Source organism: Kluyvera intermedia (assembly GCF_021440345.1).
Lineage (GTDB): Bacteria > Pseudomonadota > Gammaproteobacteria > Enterobacterales > Enterobacteriaceae > Kluyvera > Kluyvera intermedia_A.
On record NZ_JAKCNS010000019.1, the window covers coordinates 96,289 to 116,821 of the forward strand.

Genomic DNA, 20,533 nt, shown 5'->3' on the forward strand with positions numbered 1-20,533 from the left:
ATGAAAGATAGCCAGATGAAAAGTGCGGGGTTTTAAAAAGCAAAACGCCGGCACAAGGCCGGCGGTTTGTTGTTACCAAAACGTGGGTTGCAGATTACTCAGCAACAACGTTGATGATAACTTTAGCGAATACTTCGCTGTGAACCTGGAAGTCCACTTCGTGCTCGCCAACAGTACGCAGAACGCCGTTCGGCAGACGAACTTCGCTCTTAGCAACTTTAACGCCTGCTGCAGTAACTGCATCAGCGATGTCGCGAGTACCGATGGAACCGAACAGTTTACCTTCGTCGCCAGCTTTAGACGCGATGGTTACTGATTCCAGTGCGCCGATCTGTGCAGCGCGAGCTTCTGCAGCACCCAGAACGTCAGCCAGTTTAGCTTCCAGTTCTGCACGGCGTGCTTCGAAGAATTCAACGTTTTTCTTGGTAGCAGGAACAGCTTTGCCCTGTGGTACCAGGAAGTTACGAGCGTAGCCCGCTTTAACGTTAACCTGATCACCCAGGCTGCCCAGGTTTGCTACTTTATCAAGCAGAATAACTTGCATTACCTTATCCTCTTAAAGTCGTTAATAGACGGCGGCCAATTACTGATGACGATCAGTGTATGGCAGCAGGGACAGGTAGCGAGCGCGCTTGATGCAGCGAGCCAGCTGACGCTGGTATTTTGCACGAGTACCGGTGATACGGCTCGGGACAATTTTACCGCTTTCGGTAATGTAGTTTTTCAACGTTGCGATGTCTTTGTAATCGATCTCAACAACGCCTTCCGCGGTGAAACGGCAGAACTTGCGACGACGGAAATAACGTGCCATATGGCTAGTCTCCAGAATCTATCAATTCAATCTGCTCGGCATGCAGAACCATTTTGCTCAGGCCATTCTTTGCTTTGTGGCAACAGATAAAACCCTGAACGATAACTGCACTGCCGACCGTTATACTGTGAGTAATAGCTTGGTTCTCTTGCCCGCTAACAATAACTGGCATTTGACACCACGCCTGCCGGTGGAAACCGGCTTCCTCCTGCACAGAACGATGCTCAAGCACGAACTGGCAATGAGGAATTCCTGATGGGCTGACCTTACGAAGCGGCGTCCTGCACACTGTGCCGGATAACACCAGACGGTTGGTCATCAGAAATTACTCTTCAGAATCCCCAGCTTCAGCATCATCAGAGGTTTCGTTTGCGAAATCATCGCGACGTTCACGACGCTCGTCTTTCGCTTTAACCATTGGAGATGCTTCGGTAACAGCGTGCTTAGTACGCATTACCATGCTACGGATAACGGCATCGTTGAAGCGGAAGTTTGTTTCCAGCTCATCGATAACTTCCTGCGGCGCTTCAACGTTCAGCAGAACGTAGTGAGCTTTGTGCAGTTTGTTGATCGGGTAAGCCAGCTGACGGCGACCCCAGTCTTCCAGACGGTGGATCGTGCCTTCTGCTGCAGTGATTGCACCAGTGTAGCGTTCGATCATACCCGGAACCTGTTCGCTCTGGTCAGGATGGACCATAAAAACGATTTCGTAATGACGCATCGAATTGCTCCTTACGGATTATTCAGCCTCCTGTCTGGGTCAGCCGAGGCCCATGGAGGCAAGGAACGTGTTAAAGGTCGGCTGAAAAATGACGCGTCATAATACTTGCCCCCCCCTGGAAACTCAAGCTGATTGCGCAAATAATTCGCACAAAGCGTAAAGCCTGCCTAAGTCAGTGATTTAAAATTAAACAGCTGCGGATCTGGTAATTTTTTGAACAACTCCATCAGAAATGGTCTCGGTGGAGTTGTCGTGGAAGGATTACACTTAAGTCAGAAGTCATTCACATTACCACAGCCAGAGGAGAACCTTGAGTTAGCGTCAGGACTGTCAGTAAGGAGCAGGATATGAAAAACATCATTATTGCCGTTATGGCTGCGCTACTGGTTAGCGTCAGCGCACAGGCCGCCATTAAGATTGATGGCCGTCAGGCACGTAACATGGACGATGTGCAGAGCCTGGGAGTTATCTATATCAATCATAATATCGCCACTGAGCAAGAGGCCGATCTGGCGCTCAGTCAGGAGAGCGATGCACAGGGGGCGAAATACTACCAGCCTATCCTGATGCATGAACCGGGAAGCGGTGGATTAATCCACGCCAGCGCCGCACTTTACCGCTGATACCCGGCCTTAGCCCTTCGCCCCCGCCCGGGGGCGAAGTATAAAAACCGCAAAACCCGACCGAGAGAGCACCGGTGATTTGCCGCTAAAGATGCTGCTGGAAAAATGCTACCGTGCTGGCCAGTGCTTCTGGCGTAATACGGTGACGAACCCCCGACTGCCAGATGCAGGTCAACCGTTCATCCAACTGCGCATCGCGCAGCGCCTGCTGTAAACGGAACGTCTCACCCGCAGGCACCACATCATCCTCTTCGCCGTGCCACAGCAGCAGAGGACGGTCGGCCAGCCGCGCCAGTTGATGGCCAATATCCCATTTTTCCAGCGGTGCCAGCAGCCGTTCGCGCTCCAACGGCGTGGCGGCAGACGGCGGAAACAGCGTGTGGGAGAGCGAAGTAAAGTAGCCTGAACCCATCAGGCTTGCCACGCATTTCAGCTCCGGATGTTGCGCCATCAACCCCAGCGCGGTCATACCGCCCATTGACGCACCGGCAACCGCCAGCCGTCCATCGCTCACCAGTGAACTCGCTATCAGCGCATCCCGCAGCGCCGGAAATTCGGTAAAATTCTGCACCAGAATTTGCCAGAAATGCTGCATCCGCCCTTCGCTATCGCCGGTAAAGCGCTCGCCGTGATCGGCAGCGCTTGGCATGATGACCCGAAACCCCGCTTGCGCTAATGCCACCGCAAAATAGCTGTAAACAACGTTTGAGGAGGTAAAACCGTGATAAAAAACTACGCTGGGCAGCGCTTTTTCCGCGTATCCTTTGGGATAAGCATGCAGAATTTGTTGTCCTGCCAGGGTGCGCATTTCCAGTTCGATCATGGGCAAACTCCTTTAGCGATGCTTATATGGCATACAAAAATTGATGCACTAATATGACAACCATACCCCTGATTTATAACATTGAGAACCCGGTTACGGTTTCGTGGTATTTTCATTCGAAAATAGCGCTATGGTTAACAAATCAGGAACATTAACCCAAAAGGGAAATTTTTCCCCACTACACTATGGCTATCAGGAAACGGGAAATGGCGATAAAACGGTTTATCCCTATGTTGTTGGCGCTCACGCTGAGCGGTTGCACCCTGCTGGAAGGTACGCCAGAAGCACCACCAGCAGCAACCGACCACCCGCAAGAGATTCGTCGCAACCAAACGGAAGGTTTGCAGCGCATGGGTACAGTCAGCGCGCTGGTGTACGGCTCGCCGATGGACGTTGAAGAGACGATCAGGGCAAAAGCCACCGCGCAGAAAGCGGACTACTATGTGGTCGTTATGATTGATGACACGGTAGTGCCGGGACAGTGGTACTCACAGGCCATTCTTTACCGTAAGTAACCTTTATTAGCTTTACGTAGGTTTGCACCGTTTCACGTTTCCTTGATGCACAATGGCGCCAGGTCTGAATACAGGATAGGCGTCTGCTATGGAATGCCCCCACTGGGTCATATGAAATGGAGCTGACGATGAAACAATCATTTACCTTATCTACCCTGCTTTTACCCGGCGGCAGGCATATCGCTGCGGCGCAATCCGCGGAATTCGCCAGCGCAGATTGTGTCACTGGGCTCAATGAGATCGGGCTGATTTCCGTCAACAACGTTACCGGTAGCCTGGAAGATGTCGAGATGGTTATCGCCCGCAAAGCGGACGAACAGGGCGCATCCTGGTATCGTATTGTTCAGATGTATGAAGAGCCGCAGCAGGATAACTGGCGTGCACAGGCGATTATCTATGCCTAATATGAGCCAATAGTGGAAGATGCGTTCATGCCGTAACGCCTCTTCCACGCCTCGCCTCTCACCTTACTCCGCCCGTTGCCCGACCCAGAACCTCGCTAATCACCTGTTCGCTCAGCATCGCGCCACCGCGCGGATCAAGCATCATCCGACACCATGCCTGAGATATAGGCGGGGACCCATAGCGCAGCATTTGCGCGCCCACGCCGAATAAATACAGCTGCCCGCTAATTTCACGGCCCAGCGCCTCAGATGGCTTGTGCAGTCTTTGTTGCAGCTGCCACCAGTGACGATCGAAATGGCGATCCTGACCTTTGACTTCAGCATACTCATCCAGCAAAAGCGCCATCGTCTCGGGTTGCTTCGCCAATACACGCAACACGTCGAGGCACATGATATTGCCAGAGCCTTCCCAGATACTATTGACCGGCATTTCACGATAAAGGCGTGGTAGTTCACTCTCTTCACAGTAGCCAATACCGCCCAGCACCTCCATCGCCTCCGCGACAAACGGGATCCCCGCTTTGCAAATAGCAAACTTGGCCGCGGGGGTAAACAGCCGCGCCCACAACATTTGTTGCGGTGAGTGAGGCAGCCCCCAGGCGCTGGCCAGGCGGAATATGAATGCCGTTTGTCCCTCCAGCTGTAATGCCATCCTGCCCAGAACCTGGCGCATCAGCGGAAGATCTACGAGGTTACGGCCAAATGCCTGACGCTGGAAGGCATGATACAGCGCCACGGACAGTGCGCGGCGCATTAAGCTGTGACTGCCAAGCGCACAGTCAAACCGAGTCAGCCCGCCCATTTTGAGAATCTGCCGAATACCATCGCCCTCTTCACCTATCGGCCAGCCGAGCGCCTGCTGGAACTCCACCTCGCTGCTGGCGTTGGCGCGATTGCCCAGTTTATCTTTCAGCCGCTCGAGGCGAATCGCATTGCGCGTGCCGTCGGGCAAAAGACGCGGCACAAAAAAGCAGGTTAATCCGCTGCTCGCCTGGGCCAGGACCAGGTGTGCATCGCTTTGCGGCACCGAGTAAAACCATTTGTGCCCGGTGAGCTGATAGCTATCGTCGGCCAGTCGCTCCGCGCGGGTGCTGTTGCTCAGCACATCCGAGCCACCCTGTTTTTCGGTCATCCCCATGCCGATAAGCAGCCCGCGCTTTTGCCCTCCGGCTATCTGGTGTGAATCATAGCGATCGCTTAACAACGCCGTATGCCAGTCAGAAAATAACGGCGGCAGCGTTTTCAGCAATAGAGGCGTGGCGGCAAAAGTCATGGTAATCGGGCACAGCGTTCCCGCCTCGACCTGGGCATGCAGCATAAAGCGCGCGGCGCGGGCAACAAACGATCCGCTGCGCGCCGTCTCTTCCCAGGGAAGATTATGCACGCGGTTAGCGCACAGGCCCTGCATCAGCAGATGCCAGGCCGGGTGAAAACGAACATCGTCCAGCCGTTGCCCCTGCGGGTCATAGCGAATCAGTTCAGGAGGATGTACGTTGGCGAGTCGCCCGAGTTCAAGAGATTCGGCGGTGCCGAGCTGTTGACCAATACTGGCCAGCAGTTCGCTATCCCAGCCCGCATCGTGGCGAGTTACCGCTTCGCACAACGCCAGGTCGGATAGGAATAAGTTACTGTTATTTAATGGATTGGGTTGATTAAAAACGGTGTGGGTTTGCCAGTCCATCTGTCTCCCTCCGTTACCAGGCAGTACTCTAAGTATGGACCGCGGAGGGTAATACACAATAAAAAGCCACCCCGAAGGATGGCTTATGAGAGTGAGGTCTCGTTCAGCAATCAGCCGCGCTGGCGTACCGCTTCAAACAGGCAGATACCGGTCGCGACTGAAACGTTCAGCGACGAAACGCTACCCGCCATCGGGATGCTGATCAGTTCATCACAGTGTTCGCGGGTCAGACGGCGCATGCCCTCGCCTTCCGCTCCCATCACCAGCGCCATCGCACCGGTCATTTTGCTCTGGAACAGCGTATGAGTGGCTTCGCCGGCGGTACCAACAATCCAGACGCTCTCTTCCTGCAGCATACGCATGGTACGCGCGAGGTTGGTCACGCGGATCAGCGGAACGTTCTCCGCCGCACCACAGGCGACTTTTTTCGCCGTCGCGTTCAGTTGCGCCGAACGATCTCTCGGGACGATAACCGCATGCACGCCGGCGGCGTCTGCGCTACGCAGGCAAGCACCGAGGTTGTGTGGATCGGTGACGCCGTCGAGGATCAGCAGGAACGGTTTTTCGATGGAAGCGATCAGATCCGGCAGATCGTTTTCCTGATACTGACGACCTGGTTTCACGCGGGCGATAATTCCCTGGTGCACCGCACCTTCGCTTTTCTCATCCAGATACTGACGATTCGCCAACTGGATAACCACGCCCTGCGCTTCCAGTGCATGGATCAGCGGCATCAGGCGCTTATCGTCGCGGCCTTTCAGAATAAAAACTTCCTGAAAACGTTCAGGTGCGCGCTCCAGCAGTGCCTGCACTGCGTGGATGCCGTAAATCATTTCACTCATTAAAGATTCTCATTTTTAAGCGGGACTGGCGATATTGACCCATTATACCCGACAAAGACGACCATTCTCATTACCGCTGGCTAACGCCTTACACTTTAGAAAGTGGCCTTATCAGCTTCGGTAATTTCACGTAACACCCGGCAAGGGACGCCAACGGCGACAACATTGGGTGGAATAGATTTCGTCACCACGCTGCCCGCACCAATCACGCTGTTGCGACCAATGGTCACGCCAGGATTAACAATCACGCCAGAACCTAGCCAGACGTTATCTTCAATCGTCACCGGCAGGGAAAACTGCTGTCCGCTGGCGCGGATCTCAGCGTCAATCGGATGCCCTGCGGTAGATATCGTCACATTCGGCGCAATCAGCACATTATTGCCAATCGTCACCGTGGCATCGTCCACTACGGTGAGATTGAAGTTGGCATAGAAATTATCGCCAATATGCGTGTGGCTACCATAGGCCACCCGTACCGGCGGTTCAATCCAGCCGTTGCTGCCAAAGCTGCCAAACAGCTTGGGCAAAAGCGCCCGTCGGCGAGCCTCTTCCGACGGACGCGTCATGTTGTAATCATAAGCCAGCTCTTTCCCGGCACAACGTTCTTCCGGTAAACCCTCACAGTGGTCGGTATACAGCATTCCCAGATTCATCCTTTCCCTGACAGACATGCTTTATCTCCCTTCATGTGAACGGTTAGCTGGCTCAATCATTACTCAGCGGCGTTTTTCTTCGCCGCACGTTTTGCTTTCGTGGCTGCCGCAATTTTCTGCGTTTTCGCCGATGGCTTTTTGGCTTTCCGCGCGTCTTTCTTCGCCGCTTTCGGCTTCTGCTTTTTCTCGCTACGGAAAGCGCTGTCCGGTTCGAAATTCACTTTCTTGCCCGCCTGACGACGACGGCCATTGCTCTTACCGGCCGGTGCTTTTTTCGCTTTCTCACGCTCGGTCTTACCGACGTTACGTGGCCCGCGCTCGCTGGAGATCAGCGAGAAGTCAATTTTACGCTCATCCATGTTGACCGCTTCCACGCGGACTTCAACGCGGTCGCCCAGACGGTAGGTCTGGCCGCCGGATTCGCCGATCAGGCGCTGGCCAATCTGGTCAAAGCGATAGTAGTCGTTATCCAGCGAAGAGACGTGTACCAGGCCGTCAATGAACAGATCGTCCAGACGGACAAAGAAGCCAAAGCCGGTGACGCTGGCGATAACGCCTTTAAAGACGTTGCCCACCTGGTCCTGCATAAAGTCGCATTTCAGCCAGTCGGCGACGTTGCGCGTCGCTTCATCAGCGCGGCGTTCGGTCATCGAACAGTGCTGACCCAGCTGCAGCATCTCTTCCAGTGAATAGTGGTAGCCGCCGGTTTCAGTGCTGTTGCCTTTATGGCCCTGCTCTTTTGCCAGCAGATACTTAATGGCGCGGTGCAGCGACAGGTCAGGATAGCGGCGAATTGGCGAAGTGAAGTGCGCGTATGACTGCAGCGCCAGGCCGAAGTGACCGCGGTTTTCCGGATCGTAAATCGCCTGCTTCATCGAACGCAACAGCATGGTTTGCAGCATCTCGGCGTCTGGTCTGTCCGCCACCGATTCCAGCAGTTCAGCATAGTCGCGCGGCTCAGGCTTGTTGCCGCCTGGCAGTTCAAGACCCAGCTCGGACAGCACCGAACGGAAGGCGGTAATCGCTTCGGTCGTCGGCTTGTCGTGAATACGGAACAGCGCGGGTTCGTTGGCTTTCTCAACGAAACGTGCCGCCGAGATATTCGCCAGGATCATGCACTCTTCAATCAGCTTGTGCGCATCGTTACGTTGGGTCTGTTCGATACGCTCAATGCGGCGATCGGCGTTAAAGATAAACTTCGCCTCTTCGCTTTCAAACGAGATCCCGCCGCGCTCGGCGCGCGCCTGATCCAGCACCTTGTAAAGGTTGTGCAGTTCTTCAATATGTTTAACCAACGGCGCGTACTGTTCACGCAGCTCCTGGTCGCCCTGCAGCATGTGCCAGACCTTGGTGTAGGTCAGGCGCGCATGCGAGCTCATCACCGCTTCGTAGAATTTGAAGCCGGTTAAGCGCCCTTTGGTCGAGACGGTCATTTCGCAAACCATACACAGGCGATCAACCTGCGGGTTCAGCGAGCACAATCCGTTAGAGAGTACTTCCGGCAACATAGGAACAACCTGCGTTGGGAAGTATACGGAAGTACCGCGGTTGCGGGCTTCACCATCCAGCGGAGTTGGCGGACGCACATAGTAGCTCACGTCGGCAATAGCCACCCACAGGCGCCAGCCGCCGCCGCGTTTTTTCTCGCAGTAGACCGCATCATCGAAGTCACGGGCATCTTCGCCATCGATAGTCACCAGCGGCAAATCACGCAGGTCAACGCGGCCGATTTTCGCTTCTTCCGGCACCTGCTCTTTGAGCCCTGCCACCTGCGCTTCAACCGCTGGCGGCCAGACGTGAGGGATTTCATGAGTGCGCAGCGCCATTTCAACGGCCATGCCGGTACCCATATTTTCGCCCAGGACTTCAACGATTTTACCGATAGCTTTCGTGCGACGGGTTGGGCGCTGGGTCAGTTCAACCACTACCACAAAGCCCATGCGCGCGCCCATCAGCGACTCAGGCGGGATGAGAATATCAAAGCTCAGACGGCTATCGTCCGGCACCACAAAGCCAACGCCGGCGTCGGTAAAGTAGCGGCCGACAATCTGCGCATTGCGCGGTACCAGTACGCGGACAATACGCGCTTCGCGGCGGCCTTTACGATCGGCGCCCAGCGGCTGTGCCAGCACTTCATCGCCGTGCATGCACATCTTCATCTGCTCGCTCGACAGATACAGGTCGTCTTTACGGCCTTCCACGCGCAGGAAGCCAAAGCCATCGCGATGGCCAATAACCATGCCCTTCAGCAGGTCGAGACGTTCCGGCAGCGCGTAGCACTGACGGCGGGTAAAGACTAACTGCCCGTCGCGCTCCATGGCGCGCAGGCGACGGCGCAGAGCTTCAATTTGCTCTTCGCCTTCAATATTCAGCTCAACGGCCAACTCTTCACGGTTTGCCGGTTTTTCGCGTTTTGTTAAGTGTTCAAGGATGAATTCCCGGCTCGGGATAGGGTTGGCGTACTTTTCTGTTTCACGTTCCAGGAAAGGATCTTTTGACATGTCGGTTCCTCCGTCATCATCGCTGCCGGCGGTAGTAATAATTACTCCACCAGCAATAATTTATAAAGCGGTTGATTCTTATCAACCAAATCAGCCAGTGTGTAGTTATCCAGTTCCTTGAGAAAACTTTGCACGGCTTGAGAAAGTGCCTGTTTCAAACGACAGGCTGGCGTTATATGGCAAAACTCGCTGCTGCAGTTCACCAGTGTTAACGGTTCAAGCTCACGAACCACATCGCCCACGCGGACATCTTTTGCCGGTTTGCCCAGCCTGATGCCGCCGTTCTTGCCTCGTACCGCCATCACATATCCGGCACGACTCAGTTGGTTGATGATTTTAACCATATGGTTACGCGACACGCCGTAGACCTCGGTCACCTCCGAGATACTGGTCATCTTGCCTTCCGGCAGCGACGCCATATAAATCAGCGCGCGTAATCCATAATCGGTAAAACTTGTTAACTGCACATCAACCTCAGGGAAATGGGGAGTAAAAGAGTAAGCTTGTTGATATTAATTATATTGATGATAAACCAGCCAGCCGCTGAGCCGCTAATTTATTTCATGACGGGAAGGAAAAAAGCGAGGGTATAAAGCACGATTAAGCCGGATAGCAACGCCAGGCGTCTTATCCGGCTTACAGAGTCAGGAGACCTGACAAGTGCAGCGCCATCACGCGCTGCACCAGAGCCACGAATTATGCGTCGAACGGGTCGCGCAGGATCATGGTTTCAGTACGGTCTGGGCCAGTTGAGATAATATCAATCGGCACGCCGGTCAGCTCTTCAATACGCTGAATGTAGTTCAGTGCTGCCTGTGGCAGACCGCTACGTTCCTTCACGCCAAAGGTGGTTTCAGACCAGCCAGGCATGGTTTCATAGATTGGTTCGATACCTTCCCAATCATCTGCTGCCAGCGGAGTGGTGGTGACTTCACGACCATCCGGCATACGGTAAGCAACACAAATTTTAACTTCTTTCAGGCCGTCCAGAACGTCCAGCTTGGTCAGGCAGAAGCCAGACAGGGAGTTAATCTGTACCGCACGACGCACAGCAACGGAGTCCAGCCAGCCGGTACGACGACGACGACCGGTAGTGGCGCCGAATTCGTTACCCTGCTTGCACAGGAACTCACCGGTTTCATCAAACAGTTCGGTCGGGAATGGACCGGCACCCACGCGAGTGGAGTACGCTTTGATGATGCCCAGTACATAGTCAACATAGCGCGGGCCAAGGCCAGAACCGGTTGCTACGCCACCTGCGGTGGTGTTGGAAGAAGTCACGTACGGATAGGTACCGTGATCGATATCCAGCAGCGTACCCTGCGCGCCTTCGAACATCACGAAGTCACCGCGTTTACGTGCCTGATCCAGCAGATCGGAAACATCAACCACCATGCCGGTCAGGATGTCGGCAACCGCCATCACATCGTCCAGCACTTTCTGGTAGTCAACCGCTTCAACTTTGTAGAAGTTGACCAGCTGGAAGTTGTGATATTCCATCACTTCTTTCAGTTTTTCGGCGAAAGTTGCTTTATCGAAGAGGTCGCCCACGCGCAGACCGCGACGAGCCACTTTATCTTCGTAAGCAGGACCGATACCACGACCGGTTGTACCGATAGCCTTAGAGCCGCGCGCTTTTTCGCGAGCGCCGTCCAGGGCAACGTGATAATCAAGGATTAACGGGCATGCTTCAGACAGCAGCAGACGCTCACGCACCGGGATACCACGGTCTTCCAGGCCTTTCATCTCTTTCATCAGCGCAGCAGGAGACAGCACGACACCGTTACCGATGATGCTGGTTACATTCTCGCGAAGAATACCTGATGGAATAAGATGGAGGACGGTTTTTTCACCGTTGATTACGAGAGTATGACCTGCGTTGTGGCCACCCTGATAGCGAACAACATATTTTGCACGCTCAGTAAGAAGATCGACGATCTTCCCTTTACCTTCGTCACCCCATTGGGTGCCCAGTACGACGACGTTGTTACCCATTTTCAAAATCACCGATTGCTTAAAAATGGATTCTACCATCGCTTTTTCAGATATACAGCACTTTTTAACCACAAAATCGTATGGAAATGCTGTTTTTATAATCAGCCAACCGTTTTCGTCAACATGTAGTAGATGACGATGCCAGCAACCACAAGACCGCCGCCAAATCGACGTAACATCGTATCGGGTAGTTGAGTCATCGTAGAGATCATCTTGCGCCAGGCTTTGGGATAAAGCATCGGCCCAAGACCTTCAAGCACCAATACCAGCGCGAGCGCCAACCAGATAGTCGAATTCATTATTCATCCCCGTGATATGCCCGTCATCATTCGTGCCGCAATTTTTGCCAGCACAGCACGAATGATGACGGACATAAAAAGAAAACCACCGGCTCCCAAAGGAGGCGGTGGTTTTGGTCATACATTAGCGCAATTAGCGCGTGGTGGTACCCGGTGTCTTCATGTAGCGGAAGAAATCGCTATCCGGGCTAAGCACCATCACATCCTGGTTGCTGTCGAAGCTGGCTTCGTACGCACGCAGGCTACGGATAAAGGCATAGAAGTCCGGATCCTGGCTGAATGCATCGGCAAACAGCTTAGCCGCTTCTGCATCACCTTCACCGCGCATGATACGACCCTGACGTTCTGCTTCTGCCAGCGTCTTCGTCACTTCATAGTCGGCGGTAGCGCGCAGTTTTTCTGCCTCTTCCTGACCTTGTGAACGGTGACGACGGGCAACGGCTTCACGCTCGGCGCGCATACGGTTGTAAATAGCTTCAGAAACCTCAGCCGGCAGGTTGATCTGCTTGATACGCACATCGACCACTTCAATCCCTAACGCCGCCATACTGTTCGGGTTAATGGTTGGCCCTTTGATGTTAGCCTGCTGCTCTACGCGCTCTGCGGCTTCCGCAATGGCGCTATCCGCCGCTGGGGTAGCAACTTCATCGTCTGCGCCGGAAGAACCGGAGTTCAGAGCATCACGAACTTCCAGCGTCAAACGGCCGCGGGAGTCGGTCACGATGTCTTTCACGTCCAGACGACCAATTTCAGAACGCAGACGGTCAGAGAACTTACGTTTCAGCAGCACTTCGGCCTGGGAGATGTCACCACCGCCGGTTGCCAGGAAGTAACGGCTGAAATCGCTGATACGCCACTTGATATAGGAGTCGACGATCAGGTCTTTCTTCTCTTTGGTCACGAAGCGATCGGCCTGGTTATCCATAGTCTGGATACGGGCATCAAGCATTTTAACCGACTGAATAAATGGAACCTTAAAGTGCAGACCTGGTTCATAAATCAACGGTTTCTTATCGCCATCACGCACGACGCTGCTGAACTGGAATTTAATCCCGCGCTCGCCTTCTTTAACCACAAAAATAGAGGTGTAAAGCACTACCAGCGCGATGATGATAATCGCGATAACTGACTTACGCATCGTTATTCCCCCTGACGCTGGTAATCGTTACGCTGCGCGTTAGCACGGCGTTGGTCCATGATATTGCCCTGAGTGGCAGACGACGTGTTGCTTGCGCTGCTGCTGGATGAGGACGCAGGCGGCAGGCGCAACAGGTTGTTCGCACCACTGCTATCGCTCTTTGCTGCAGGGGCGTTACCGCCTTTGAGCATTTGATCCAGCGGCAGAACCATCAGGTTGCTATTTTTGTTGTCGCTAACCAGCACTTTGCGAGTATGGCTCAACACTTTTTCCATGGTTTCGATATACAGACGCTCGCGGGTAATCTGCGGTGCGGCTTTATATTCAGGCAGGATCTTCTCGAAACGAGCCACTTCACCCTGCGCTTCCAGCACGGTTTGGGTCTTATACGCACGCGCTTCTTCCAGAATACGCTGTGCCTGACCGTTTGCACGCGGCTGTACTTCGTTGGTGTATGCTTCTGCTTCACGGATGTACTGCTGCTCGTTTTCACGTGCGGCAATCGCATCATCAAATGCGGCCTTCACCTCTTCCGGCGGACGAGCGGCCTGGAAGTTGACGTCCAGCAGGGTAATACCCATGTTGTACGGACGAATGGTCTCTTCCAGCTCACGCTGGGTATCGCTACGAATAACGGTACGACCTTCGGTCAGGATGCGGTCCATGGTGTATTTACCGATAACGCCGCGCAGCGCGCTGTCGGTGGCCTGGCGCAGACTGTCGTCAGCACTGGTCACGCTAAACAGGTAGCGGCGAGGATCGGTGATACGGTACTGCACGTTCATTTCAACGCGTACGACGTTTTCGTCGGAGGTCAGCATCACGCCGGATGCGGCCAATTCACGCACGGCTTCAACGTTCACCGGCGTCACTTCGTCGATAAACGTTGGTTTCCAGTTCAGACCTGGCTCAACCAGATGGCTGAACTGACCAAAACGTGTTACCACGCCGCGCTCGGCTTCTTTAATGGTATAGAAACCACTGGCTGCCCAGATAACGACGACAGCAGCGGCTGCGATACCAACAATGCGACCGCCAATCGGTGCACGAGGCCCCTGAGTCGAATTGCCGGAGCCACCTTTACCGCCCCCAAAACCGCCAAGCTTTTTGCTCAGCTTACGGAAGATATCATCCAAATCCGGCGGCCCCTGATCGCGACCGCCTTTATTTCCATTTCCCCCGGAGTTGCCGCCTTGATTATTGCTGCTCCCCCACGGGTCGCGGTCTTGTCCGTTATTACCGGGCTGATTCCACGCCATGTTTATGCTCCATATTTGTTATGCGGTGATATACCTTTTCCCAGTTCAGGTCTTTTCGCTGTTAACCGCGACTCCATCCTGGTTGTCGCCGTCGCGTTGAGGCGACCTGAACCGCTGGGTGCCCAAAGGGCTATTGTTTTCAGGCAAGCTGCACGGTCAGACGACGTAGTCTGTCAGTGTCGGTTCTTGTTTACAGAGGCGACGCCAGTCGACAATCGGCATACGAACCTGCAATTTGACGCAGCCGTCGTCCTCCATCCACTCTTTTTCGATTGCCTGAAGCTGATAAAAGCGACTACGCAAACGCCCTTCCTTTGGAGGTAAACGCAGCGTGTGCTGCGCGACTTCGCCGGAGAGCAGTTCCGTCAACGCCTGAAAAAGGAGTGGTACCCCTACTCCGGTTTGTGCAGACAGCCACACCCGAATAGGTTTGTTCTCTTCATCTCTGTCGATACGCGGTTCAAACTCATCGAGCATATCGATTTTGTTCATCACCAGTAGAGTCGGGATCTCGTGCGCGTCGATCTCTTCAAGTACCGTATCAACCGCATCGATATTTTCCTGCACGCGAACATCTGCTGCATCGATAATATGGAGCAACAGCGTGGCTTCGCGGGTTTCCTGCAATGTGGCTTTAAACGCCGCCACAAGGTCATGCGGCAGATGGCGGATAAAACCTACGGTATCGGCTAATACCGTTTCACCAACATCCGCGACATCAATACGACGCAGGGTCGGATCGAGGGTGGCGAACAGTTGATCGGCGGCGTACACCTCCGCCTCTGTCAGGTGGTTAAACAGCGTCGATTTCCCGGCGTTGGTGTACCCCACCAGCGATACCGTCGGAACATCAGCTTTGACGCGCGAACGGCGTCCTTGCTCACGCTGTTTGGCAACCCTTTCGATACGGGAAAGGATTTGCATGATGCGATTACGCAGCAAACGACGGTCAGTTTCGAGCTGGGTTTCACCCGGGCCGCGCAAACCGATTCCGCCTTTTTGTCTTTCAAGGTGCGTCCAGCCGCGTACCAGGCGGGTAGCCAGGTGGCGCAGCTGCGCGAGCTCAACTTGCAGCTTCCCTTCATGGGTACGCGCACGTTGGGCAAAAATATCTAAAATCAGACCCGTACGGTCAATAACCCGGCATTCACACAAACGCTCAAGGTTACGTTCCTGCGCGGGGCTAAGTGCATGATCAAACAGCACAACGGAAGCGCCTGTCGCTTTTACGGCTTCCGCAATTTCGACAGCCTTACCTTCACCAACAAAATATTTTGGGTGCGGGGCTTTACGGCTACCGGTAATCACCTGCAATGCTTCGACACCAGCAGAAGAGACCAGAGATTCAAACTCCTGGAGGTCTTCCATGTCTTTGTCTTGCGTAAAATAGATGTGTACCAGCACCGCCTGCTCACCGGCGTCATAACGGTCAAACAAGCGTTATATCTCCTGAAATACCAGCGGGGAACCTAAATGCTCGTCGTCTTTCAAGCCTCAGCTGCGTTGGCTTTCCTCGCTCACCCCAGTCGTTTACTGACGTAAACTTCTGGGGATTCACTGCGCGCCGTCTTGCTGCAACTTAAAAGTCATAGAGCATAATCCGGCTCCCCGACATGGATTAACAGCCATCAACCTTATTCGGTATCTTCGCTGTCTTGCTGCGCAGAACCCTGCGCGTTGCTACCGTGGTGGTAGTTGCTACCAGTGCCGCCGCCAGCGTTGTTGCTGTGATGTGAAACTGGACGAGACGGAACAACGGTAGAAATTGCGTGCTTATAGACCATCTGGCTGACCGTGTTTTTCAACAGGATCACGAACTGATCAAAAGACTCAATTTGCCCTTGCAGCTTAATACCATTCACCAAATAAATAGAAACTGGAACACGTTCCCGACGCAGTGCGTTCAGGAACGGATCTTGTAAAGATTGCCCCTTAGCCATTCTCTCTTTTCCTTATATGCTTATTTGTACTTATACACTTCGTCTTTCAGGCTACGCAGGCGCAACCCGTTCGATTTGCGTATGAACCTTACGATTCGAAAATTGCGCACGATACGACTCAATTGTACACATTCAGTCTACACTAGCACCCACTACCTGCATTACCTGGCTAAACGACTGCTCCGGCTGCTCACTATCTAACCAGTGAACACCTTCCCAACCGCGTAACCACGTCACCTGGCGTTTCGCTAGCTGTCTCGTGGCACAAACTCCTCTATAAACCATTTCATCATAAGGAATCTCGCCTTCAAGGTATGACCACATCTGGCGATATCCCACACAACGAATGGAAGGCATATCCGTATGCAAATCTCCACGGGCAAATAGCGCCCGCACTTCTGCTTCAAAACCTGAAGCTAACATCTGATGAAAACGCTGCTCAATGCGTTGATGGAGCAGTTCACGGCTCGCCGGGGCGATGGCGAACTGATGCACCTTGTAGGGTAGAGCGTCTCCTGACGTTTGTGTCAGCTCCGTTAAAGTTTTACCCGAAATGAAAAAAACTTCCAGTGCTCGGGAAAGTCTTTGCGGATCATTTGGATGAATACGCTCAGCGGCGACGGGATCTATCTCCCGCAACTGCTGATGCAGCGCCATCCATCCTTGCTCTGCCGCCTGCTGCTCAATCCGCGCCCGAACGTCCGGGTCAGCAGAAGGTAGCGGCGATAACCCTTCTAATAACGCTTTGAAATATAACATTGTGCCACCGACCAGCAGGGGGATTTTCCCTGCTGCGGTGATTTCCGCCATCTGCGCGAGCGCATCACGACGAAAATCCGCCGCCGAATAGGCCTGCGACGGATCAAGAATATCCAACAACCGGTGCGGTGCCGCATGCAGCTCTTCCGCAGTCGGCTTGGCGGTACCGATGTCCATCCCTCGATAGATAAGGGCGGAATCAACACTAATCAACTCTACTGGCAAAACTTTACGTAATTCAATCGCCAGCGCCGTTTTGCCCGAAGCGGTTGGTCCCATTAAAAAAATTGCCTTAGGCAGGCTCGCCTCGGTTACATCACTCATTTCTTAGGGCGTTCATCGCAGAATCTAAATCAACAGGTTGTAACAGGCCGCCCGGTGGTGCTTTGACCAACTGTGGGCAAAGACGTTCAACGTCTGCCAGCATGGCTATCGCCTGCGCGGTATTCCACTGCGCGTGGTCACTCGCCAGATTGCGGGCTAACCATTGCGCCACATTACCGGCATCGACGTTAGCCTGACCCACCAGGTAGCCTATCAGTTCAGGAATCAAGATTTGTAAATTTTGTTGTCGTAAGGGTAAAGGCACCGCGCGAATCGTCGCATGTTGCCCTTCCAGCAATATTTCAATACCCAGCGTATTCAACGTAGCCTTCGCGCCTTCCAGCGTTTGCTTTTCGGCCTCAGTCACCTTAAGACGCAATGGAATAAGCAGCGGTTGAGCGCAAATGGTCGTTTCCCCCGGCGTCAGCTGCGCCTGGCGCAGCCAGCGCTCGGCAACGGGTAACGCCAGCAGGCTTAGTTTGCCACTACGTTCCAGCAGGGCGCACTCATCGGCAATAATCGCTAGTACGCGGCCGAAACTCTGGCTATGTCCCGCCAGGTTTTCTACCACCGGTTTCGACGGTTCCGTGCGGCTGGCCGGAGTATCCAGCAGTTGACGGTAGAGCGCCCCCTGCTGTTTTTGGTAGCCGGGCTGTGCATTCGGCCAGCTTGCGCCGCCGCTACTGCCGCTCGAACGAGGAGCCGCATCAGCGGTAGACTGCTGATAGCGAGGTGCCGCAGGCTCACGCGCCACCGCGGGCTCAGCAAACTGATTGCGTCCGGCGGCGACACGGTTTTCCGGCAGCGCACGCGGCGCCGGTTCATCCTCTTCTGCCAGCGGCAAAGGTGCGTCCAGCTGTTGCTGCAGCACGCTCAGTACGCCCTGGTAAATAAAATCATGCACCAGCCGCGACTGATGGAAACGCACTTCATGCTTGGCCGGGTGGACGTTGACATCCACCTGGTGCGGGTCGATGTCGAGATACAGCACGAACGCCGGTTGTTGATCCGCACCCAGCTTGTCCTCACACGCCTGACGAATGGCGTGGTTAATCAGCCGGTCGCGCATCATACGCCCGTTCACGTAACAATACTGAATTTCCGCCAGCGCCGTAGTGGTGTGTTTCGGATCGGCCACCCAGCCATGCAGCGCCAAATCGCCATGCTGCCACTCAATCGCCAGCGCCTGCTCAAGGAACGGCACGCCGCAGATAGCGCCAAGGCGACGCTCTTTCGACGCCCCCTCAGCCACCGCCCGATACTGGCGGATAGCTTTGCCATTGTGGGTCAGGTTGAAGCTCACATCGAAGCGCGCCAGCGCAATGCGGCGAATGATTTCATCAATGTGGTTAAATTCGGTTTTTTCGGTGCGCATAAACTTGCGCCGCGCCGGGGTGTTGTAGAACAGATCCAGCACTTCAAGCGTGGTCCCGACCGGGTGCGCCGCAGGTTTGACCGTCACCGCCTGATCGCGGCCTTCGGCATAGGCCTGCCAGGCTTCCGGCTGTTCCGCCGTCCGCGAGGTCAAGGTCAGACGGGCGACTGAGCTGATACTTGCCAGCGCTTCGCCACGGAAACCCAGGCTGACAATCGCTTCCAGATCGTCGAGCGAGGCAATTTTACTGGTCGCGTGACGCGCCAGCGCCAGCGCCAGCTCGTCTTTTTTAATCCCGCAACCATTGTCACGAATGCGGATCAGCTTGGCACCGCCGCGTTCAATATCAATATCAATGCGGGTTGCCCCCGCATCGAGACTGTTCTCCACCAGCTCTTTCACTACCGATGCAGGACGCTCCACCACTTCACCCGCAGCAATCTGGTTGGCAAGCTGTGGCGGTAAAACCTGAATCGGCATGAAAACTCCTTAGTTAACGAGTGTCCGGGTGGATGCTGCAGCGCTGGCGGTCTGCGACTGTTCGTCATGAGGACCGGATTGTATCGGATGCGCCGTAAAATAGTTACGTAAACCGGTATAAATGGCTTCCGCTATTTTTTGCTGGTAGTCATCGCTACCCAGCAGGCGTTCTTCGCCGCTGTTACTGATAAAGCCTGTTTCAACGAGGATCGACGGAATATCCGGCGAGCGCAGTACGCCAAGGCTGGCATGCTCAGGACGACGTTTATGCAAATTACCAACCCGCTGCAGCTGACCGATAACGCTGGTCGCCACATCATACCCTACGCGTTGAGAGTGGCCGAACTGCAGATCCAGCACCGCCTGGCTCAGGTAGGGATCCGCCTGGCTGTTGGCCAACACATCACCGGCACCACCCAGCAGTTCGGACTGCTTCTCATGCTGCTCCAGCCAGCCGGCCATTTCGCTATTAGCACGGCGGTTAGACAGCACCCACACCGAAGCGCCGGTCGCATCGCGGTTTGGTGCCGCATCCGCGTGGATTGACACCAGGAAATGCGCATTTTGCTTACGCGCAACGTCTGAACGCCCCATCACCGAAATAAAGTAATCGCCGTCGCGGGTCAGTACGCCGCGGAACATCGGATCGTCGTTCAACAATGCTCTGAGCTTACGCGCAATAGCGATAGTGACGTTTTTCTCCCGCGTGCCACCAGGGCCAATAGCGCCCGGATCCTGCCCACCATGACCGGCATCGATAGCGATAATCACTTTATCACCCGGCGCACCGCTCGCACGTGCCGCCGGACGCGGCGTTGGCGTTACGTTGTTAACAATCGCTGGCTGGCGTTCACGGGTAAAACTGCCGCCGTTGCTATTACTGTTGCTGCTACCGCCGCTAAACGGATTACGCGCAGGCTGGCTCGGTGTTGGAGCAATAACCGGTGTCTCCACTCGCTTCACCACAACCGGAGGCGGCGGTGGCGGAGGTGGAACATCGGCATTAATGGTGAATACCACCGTATAGTTCGCGCCGTTTTGCTGTTTCACCGCGCGGGTTTTGCCGTTCTCCGTCAGATCGACCACCAGCCGTAGCGTCTGATCGTCCTTCGGCGTCGCAGAGCGAATGCCTTTTACCAGATTGTTACCGCTAAAACGCAGCGGTAGCCCCTGAATGACGCCCGTTTGCTTGATATCCAGTATCACGCTACGTTTATCATCCTGGCTGAAGTTATATTCTGGATCGCCCATAAAACTAAACGTGATACGCGCCTGCGTTTCACTGTTCGCCACCTGAATATCAGACAAGCTCGCCGCCATTACCGGTGTACAAACCAGCATCAGCGCGGCTATCAACCACCCTTTTGCGCGAATAATCATCCTGCGATCC

At 54.4% G+C, this 20,533-nt stretch carries 22 protein-coding genes; 3 read left to right on the top strand and 19 right to left on the bottom strand.

Features of this window, described 5'->3' with window-relative positions:
- Window positions 1-94: 94 nt before the first annotated feature.
- Genes rplI through rpsF form a run of 4 tightly spaced genes read right to left on the bottom strand, consistent with a single transcriptional unit; the run spans window position 95 to window position 1,532 of the window.
- Window positions 95-544, bottom strand: a complete 450-nt coding sequence (rplI, locus tag LZ634_RS06660; RefSeq protein WP_234503265.1) for a 50S ribosomal protein L9 — start codon at window positions 542-544, stop codon at window positions 95-97.
- Between the two features lie 39 nt (window positions 545-583).
- Window positions 584-811, bottom strand: coding sequence for a 30S ribosomal protein S18 (rpsR, locus tag LZ634_RS06665; RefSeq protein ID WP_002210155.1), 228 nt, complete (start codon window positions 809-811; stop codon window positions 584-586).
- Between the two features lie 4 nt (window positions 812-815).
- Window positions 816-1,130 carry a primosomal replication protein N gene (priB, locus tag LZ634_RS06670; protein WP_061284238.1) on the bottom strand — a complete coding sequence of 105 codons (315 nt, stop codon included), beginning with the start codon at window positions 1,128-1,130 and terminating at the stop codon, window positions 816-818.
- Window positions 1,131-1,136: 6 nt separating this feature from the next.
- The gene (gene rpsF, locus LZ634_RS06675) at window positions 1,137-1,532 is read right to left on the bottom strand and encodes a 30S ribosomal protein S6 (protein ID WP_035893279.1); all 396 of its coding nucleotides are present in this window, start codon (window positions 1,530-1,532) and stop codon (window positions 1,137-1,139) included.
- A 347-nt stretch (window positions 1,533-1,879) separates the two neighbouring features.
- On the opposite strand from rpsF, the gene LZ634_RS06680 reads away from it, so the two are divergent.
- Entirely contained in the window at window positions 1,880-2,155 is a 276-nt protein-coding gene (locus LZ634_RS06680) for a DUF1471 domain-containing protein (protein WP_234503268.1), read from the top strand.
- An 85-nt stretch (window positions 2,156-2,240) separates the two neighbouring features.
- Here the strand turns inward: LZ634_RS06680 and yjfP are convergent, their stop codons facing one another.
- Window positions 2,241-2,978 carry an esterase gene (yjfP, locus tag LZ634_RS06685; protein ID WP_234503269.1) on the bottom strand — a complete coding sequence of 246 codons (738 nt, stop codon included), beginning with the start codon at window positions 2,976-2,978 and terminating at the stop codon, window positions 2,241-2,243.
- A gap of 206 nt (window positions 2,979-3,184) precedes the next feature.
- Between yjfP and bsmA the strand changes: the two genes are divergently transcribed.
- Both bsmA and yjfN read left to right on the top strand, forming a co-directional pair.
- Entirely contained in the window at window positions 3,185-3,493 is a 309-nt protein-coding gene (bsmA, locus tag LZ634_RS06690) for a biofilm peroxide resistance protein BsmA (RefSeq protein WP_234503271.1), read from the top strand.
- A gap of 116 nt (window positions 3,494-3,609) precedes the next feature.
- Window positions 3,610-3,897, top strand: coding sequence for a DUF1471 family protease activator YjfN (yjfN, locus tag LZ634_RS06695; protein WP_320673449.1), 288 nt, complete (start codon window positions 3,610-3,612; stop codon window positions 3,895-3,897).
- 58 nt (window positions 3,898-3,955) lie between these two features.
- Here yjfN and LZ634_RS06700 read toward each other — a convergent pair whose 3' ends face one another.
- The 14 genes from LZ634_RS06700 to amiB form a co-directional block, all read right to left on the bottom strand.
- The gene (locus LZ634_RS06700) at window positions 3,956-5,578 is read right to left on the bottom strand and encodes an isovaleryl-CoA dehydrogenase (protein ID WP_234503274.1); all 1,623 of its coding nucleotides are present in this window, start codon (window positions 5,576-5,578) and stop codon (window positions 3,956-3,958) included.
- 110 nt (window positions 5,579-5,688) lie between these two features.
- The gene (rlmB, locus tag LZ634_RS06705; protein ID WP_234503275.1) at window positions 5,689-6,420 is read right to left on the bottom strand and encodes a 23S rRNA (guanosine(2251)-2'-O)-methyltransferase RlmB; all 732 of its coding nucleotides are present in this window, start codon (window positions 6,418-6,420) and stop codon (window positions 5,689-5,691) included.
- Between the two features lie 95 nt (window positions 6,421-6,515).
- The gene (locus LZ634_RS06710) at window positions 6,516-7,091 is read right to left on the bottom strand and encodes a maltose acetyltransferase domain-containing protein (RefSeq protein WP_234503276.1); all 576 of its coding nucleotides are present in this window, start codon (window positions 7,089-7,091) and stop codon (window positions 6,516-6,518) included.
- A 41-nt stretch (window positions 7,092-7,132) separates the two neighbouring features.
- Window positions 7,133-9,574 carry a ribonuclease R gene (gene rnr, locus LZ634_RS06715; RefSeq protein ID WP_234503277.1) on the bottom strand — a complete coding sequence of 814 codons (2,442 nt, stop codon included), beginning with the start codon at window positions 9,572-9,574 and terminating at the stop codon, window positions 7,133-7,135.
- A 41-nt stretch (window positions 9,575-9,615) separates the two neighbouring features.
- Entirely contained in the window at window positions 9,616-10,041 is a 426-nt protein-coding gene (nsrR, locus tag LZ634_RS06720) for a nitric oxide-sensing transcriptional repressor NsrR (RefSeq protein WP_234503279.1), read from the bottom strand.
- A 229-nt stretch (window positions 10,042-10,270) separates the two neighbouring features.
- Window positions 10,271-11,569 carry an adenylosuccinate synthase gene (gene purA / locus LZ634_RS06725; RefSeq protein ID WP_234503397.1) on the bottom strand — a complete coding sequence of 433 codons (1,299 nt, stop codon included), beginning with the start codon at window positions 11,567-11,569 and terminating at the stop codon, window positions 10,271-10,273.
- A 101-nt stretch (window positions 11,570-11,670) separates the two neighbouring features.
- Window positions 11,671-11,868, bottom strand: a complete 198-nt coding sequence (locus LZ634_RS06730; RefSeq protein ID WP_052284695.1) for a DUF2065 domain-containing protein — start codon at window positions 11,866-11,868, stop codon at window positions 11,671-11,673.
- A gap of 133 nt (window positions 11,869-12,001) precedes the next feature.
- Window positions 12,002-13,006 carry a protease modulator HflC gene (gene hflC / locus LZ634_RS06735; RefSeq protein WP_234503281.1) on the bottom strand — a complete coding sequence of 335 codons (1,005 nt, stop codon included), beginning with the start codon at window positions 13,004-13,006 and terminating at the stop codon, window positions 12,002-12,004.
- A gap of 2 nt (window positions 13,007-13,008) precedes the next feature.
- Window positions 13,009-14,265 (bottom strand): FtsH protease activity modulator HflK, encoded by a 1,257-nt coding sequence (gene hflK, locus LZ634_RS06740; protein ID WP_234503284.1) that lies wholly within the window; start codon window positions 14,263-14,265, stop codon window positions 13,009-13,011.
- Window positions 14,266-14,421: 156 nt separating this feature from the next.
- Window positions 14,422-15,702, bottom strand: coding sequence for a ribosome rescue GTPase HflX (gene hflX, locus LZ634_RS06745; protein WP_234503286.1), 1,281 nt, complete (start codon window positions 15,700-15,702; stop codon window positions 14,422-14,424).
- 197 nt (window positions 15,703-15,899) lie between these two features.
- Complete coding sequence (gene hfq, locus LZ634_RS06750; protein WP_234503288.1) at window positions 15,900-16,205, bottom strand: RNA chaperone Hfq; 306 nt, start codon at window positions 16,203-16,205, stop codon at window positions 15,900-15,902.
- A 132-nt stretch (window positions 16,206-16,337) separates the two neighbouring features.
- Window positions 16,338-17,288, bottom strand: a complete 951-nt coding sequence (miaA, locus tag LZ634_RS06755; protein ID WP_234503290.1) for a tRNA (adenosine(37)-N6)-dimethylallyltransferase MiaA — start codon at window positions 17,286-17,288, stop codon at window positions 16,338-16,340.
- Window positions 17,281-19,143, bottom strand: a complete 1,863-nt coding sequence (mutL, locus tag LZ634_RS06760; protein WP_234503292.1) for a DNA mismatch repair endonuclease MutL — start codon at window positions 19,141-19,143, stop codon at window positions 17,281-17,283. Before mutL ends, miaA begins: the two co-directional genes overlap by 8 nt.
- A 9-nt stretch (window positions 19,144-19,152) precedes the next feature.
- Window positions 19,153-20,523 carry an N-acetylmuramoyl-L-alanine amidase AmiB gene (amiB, locus tag LZ634_RS06765; RefSeq protein ID WP_234503295.1) on the bottom strand — a complete coding sequence of 457 codons (1,371 nt, stop codon included), beginning with the start codon at window positions 20,521-20,523 and terminating at the stop codon, window positions 19,153-19,155.
- Window positions 20,524-20,533: the final 10 nt, after the last annotated feature.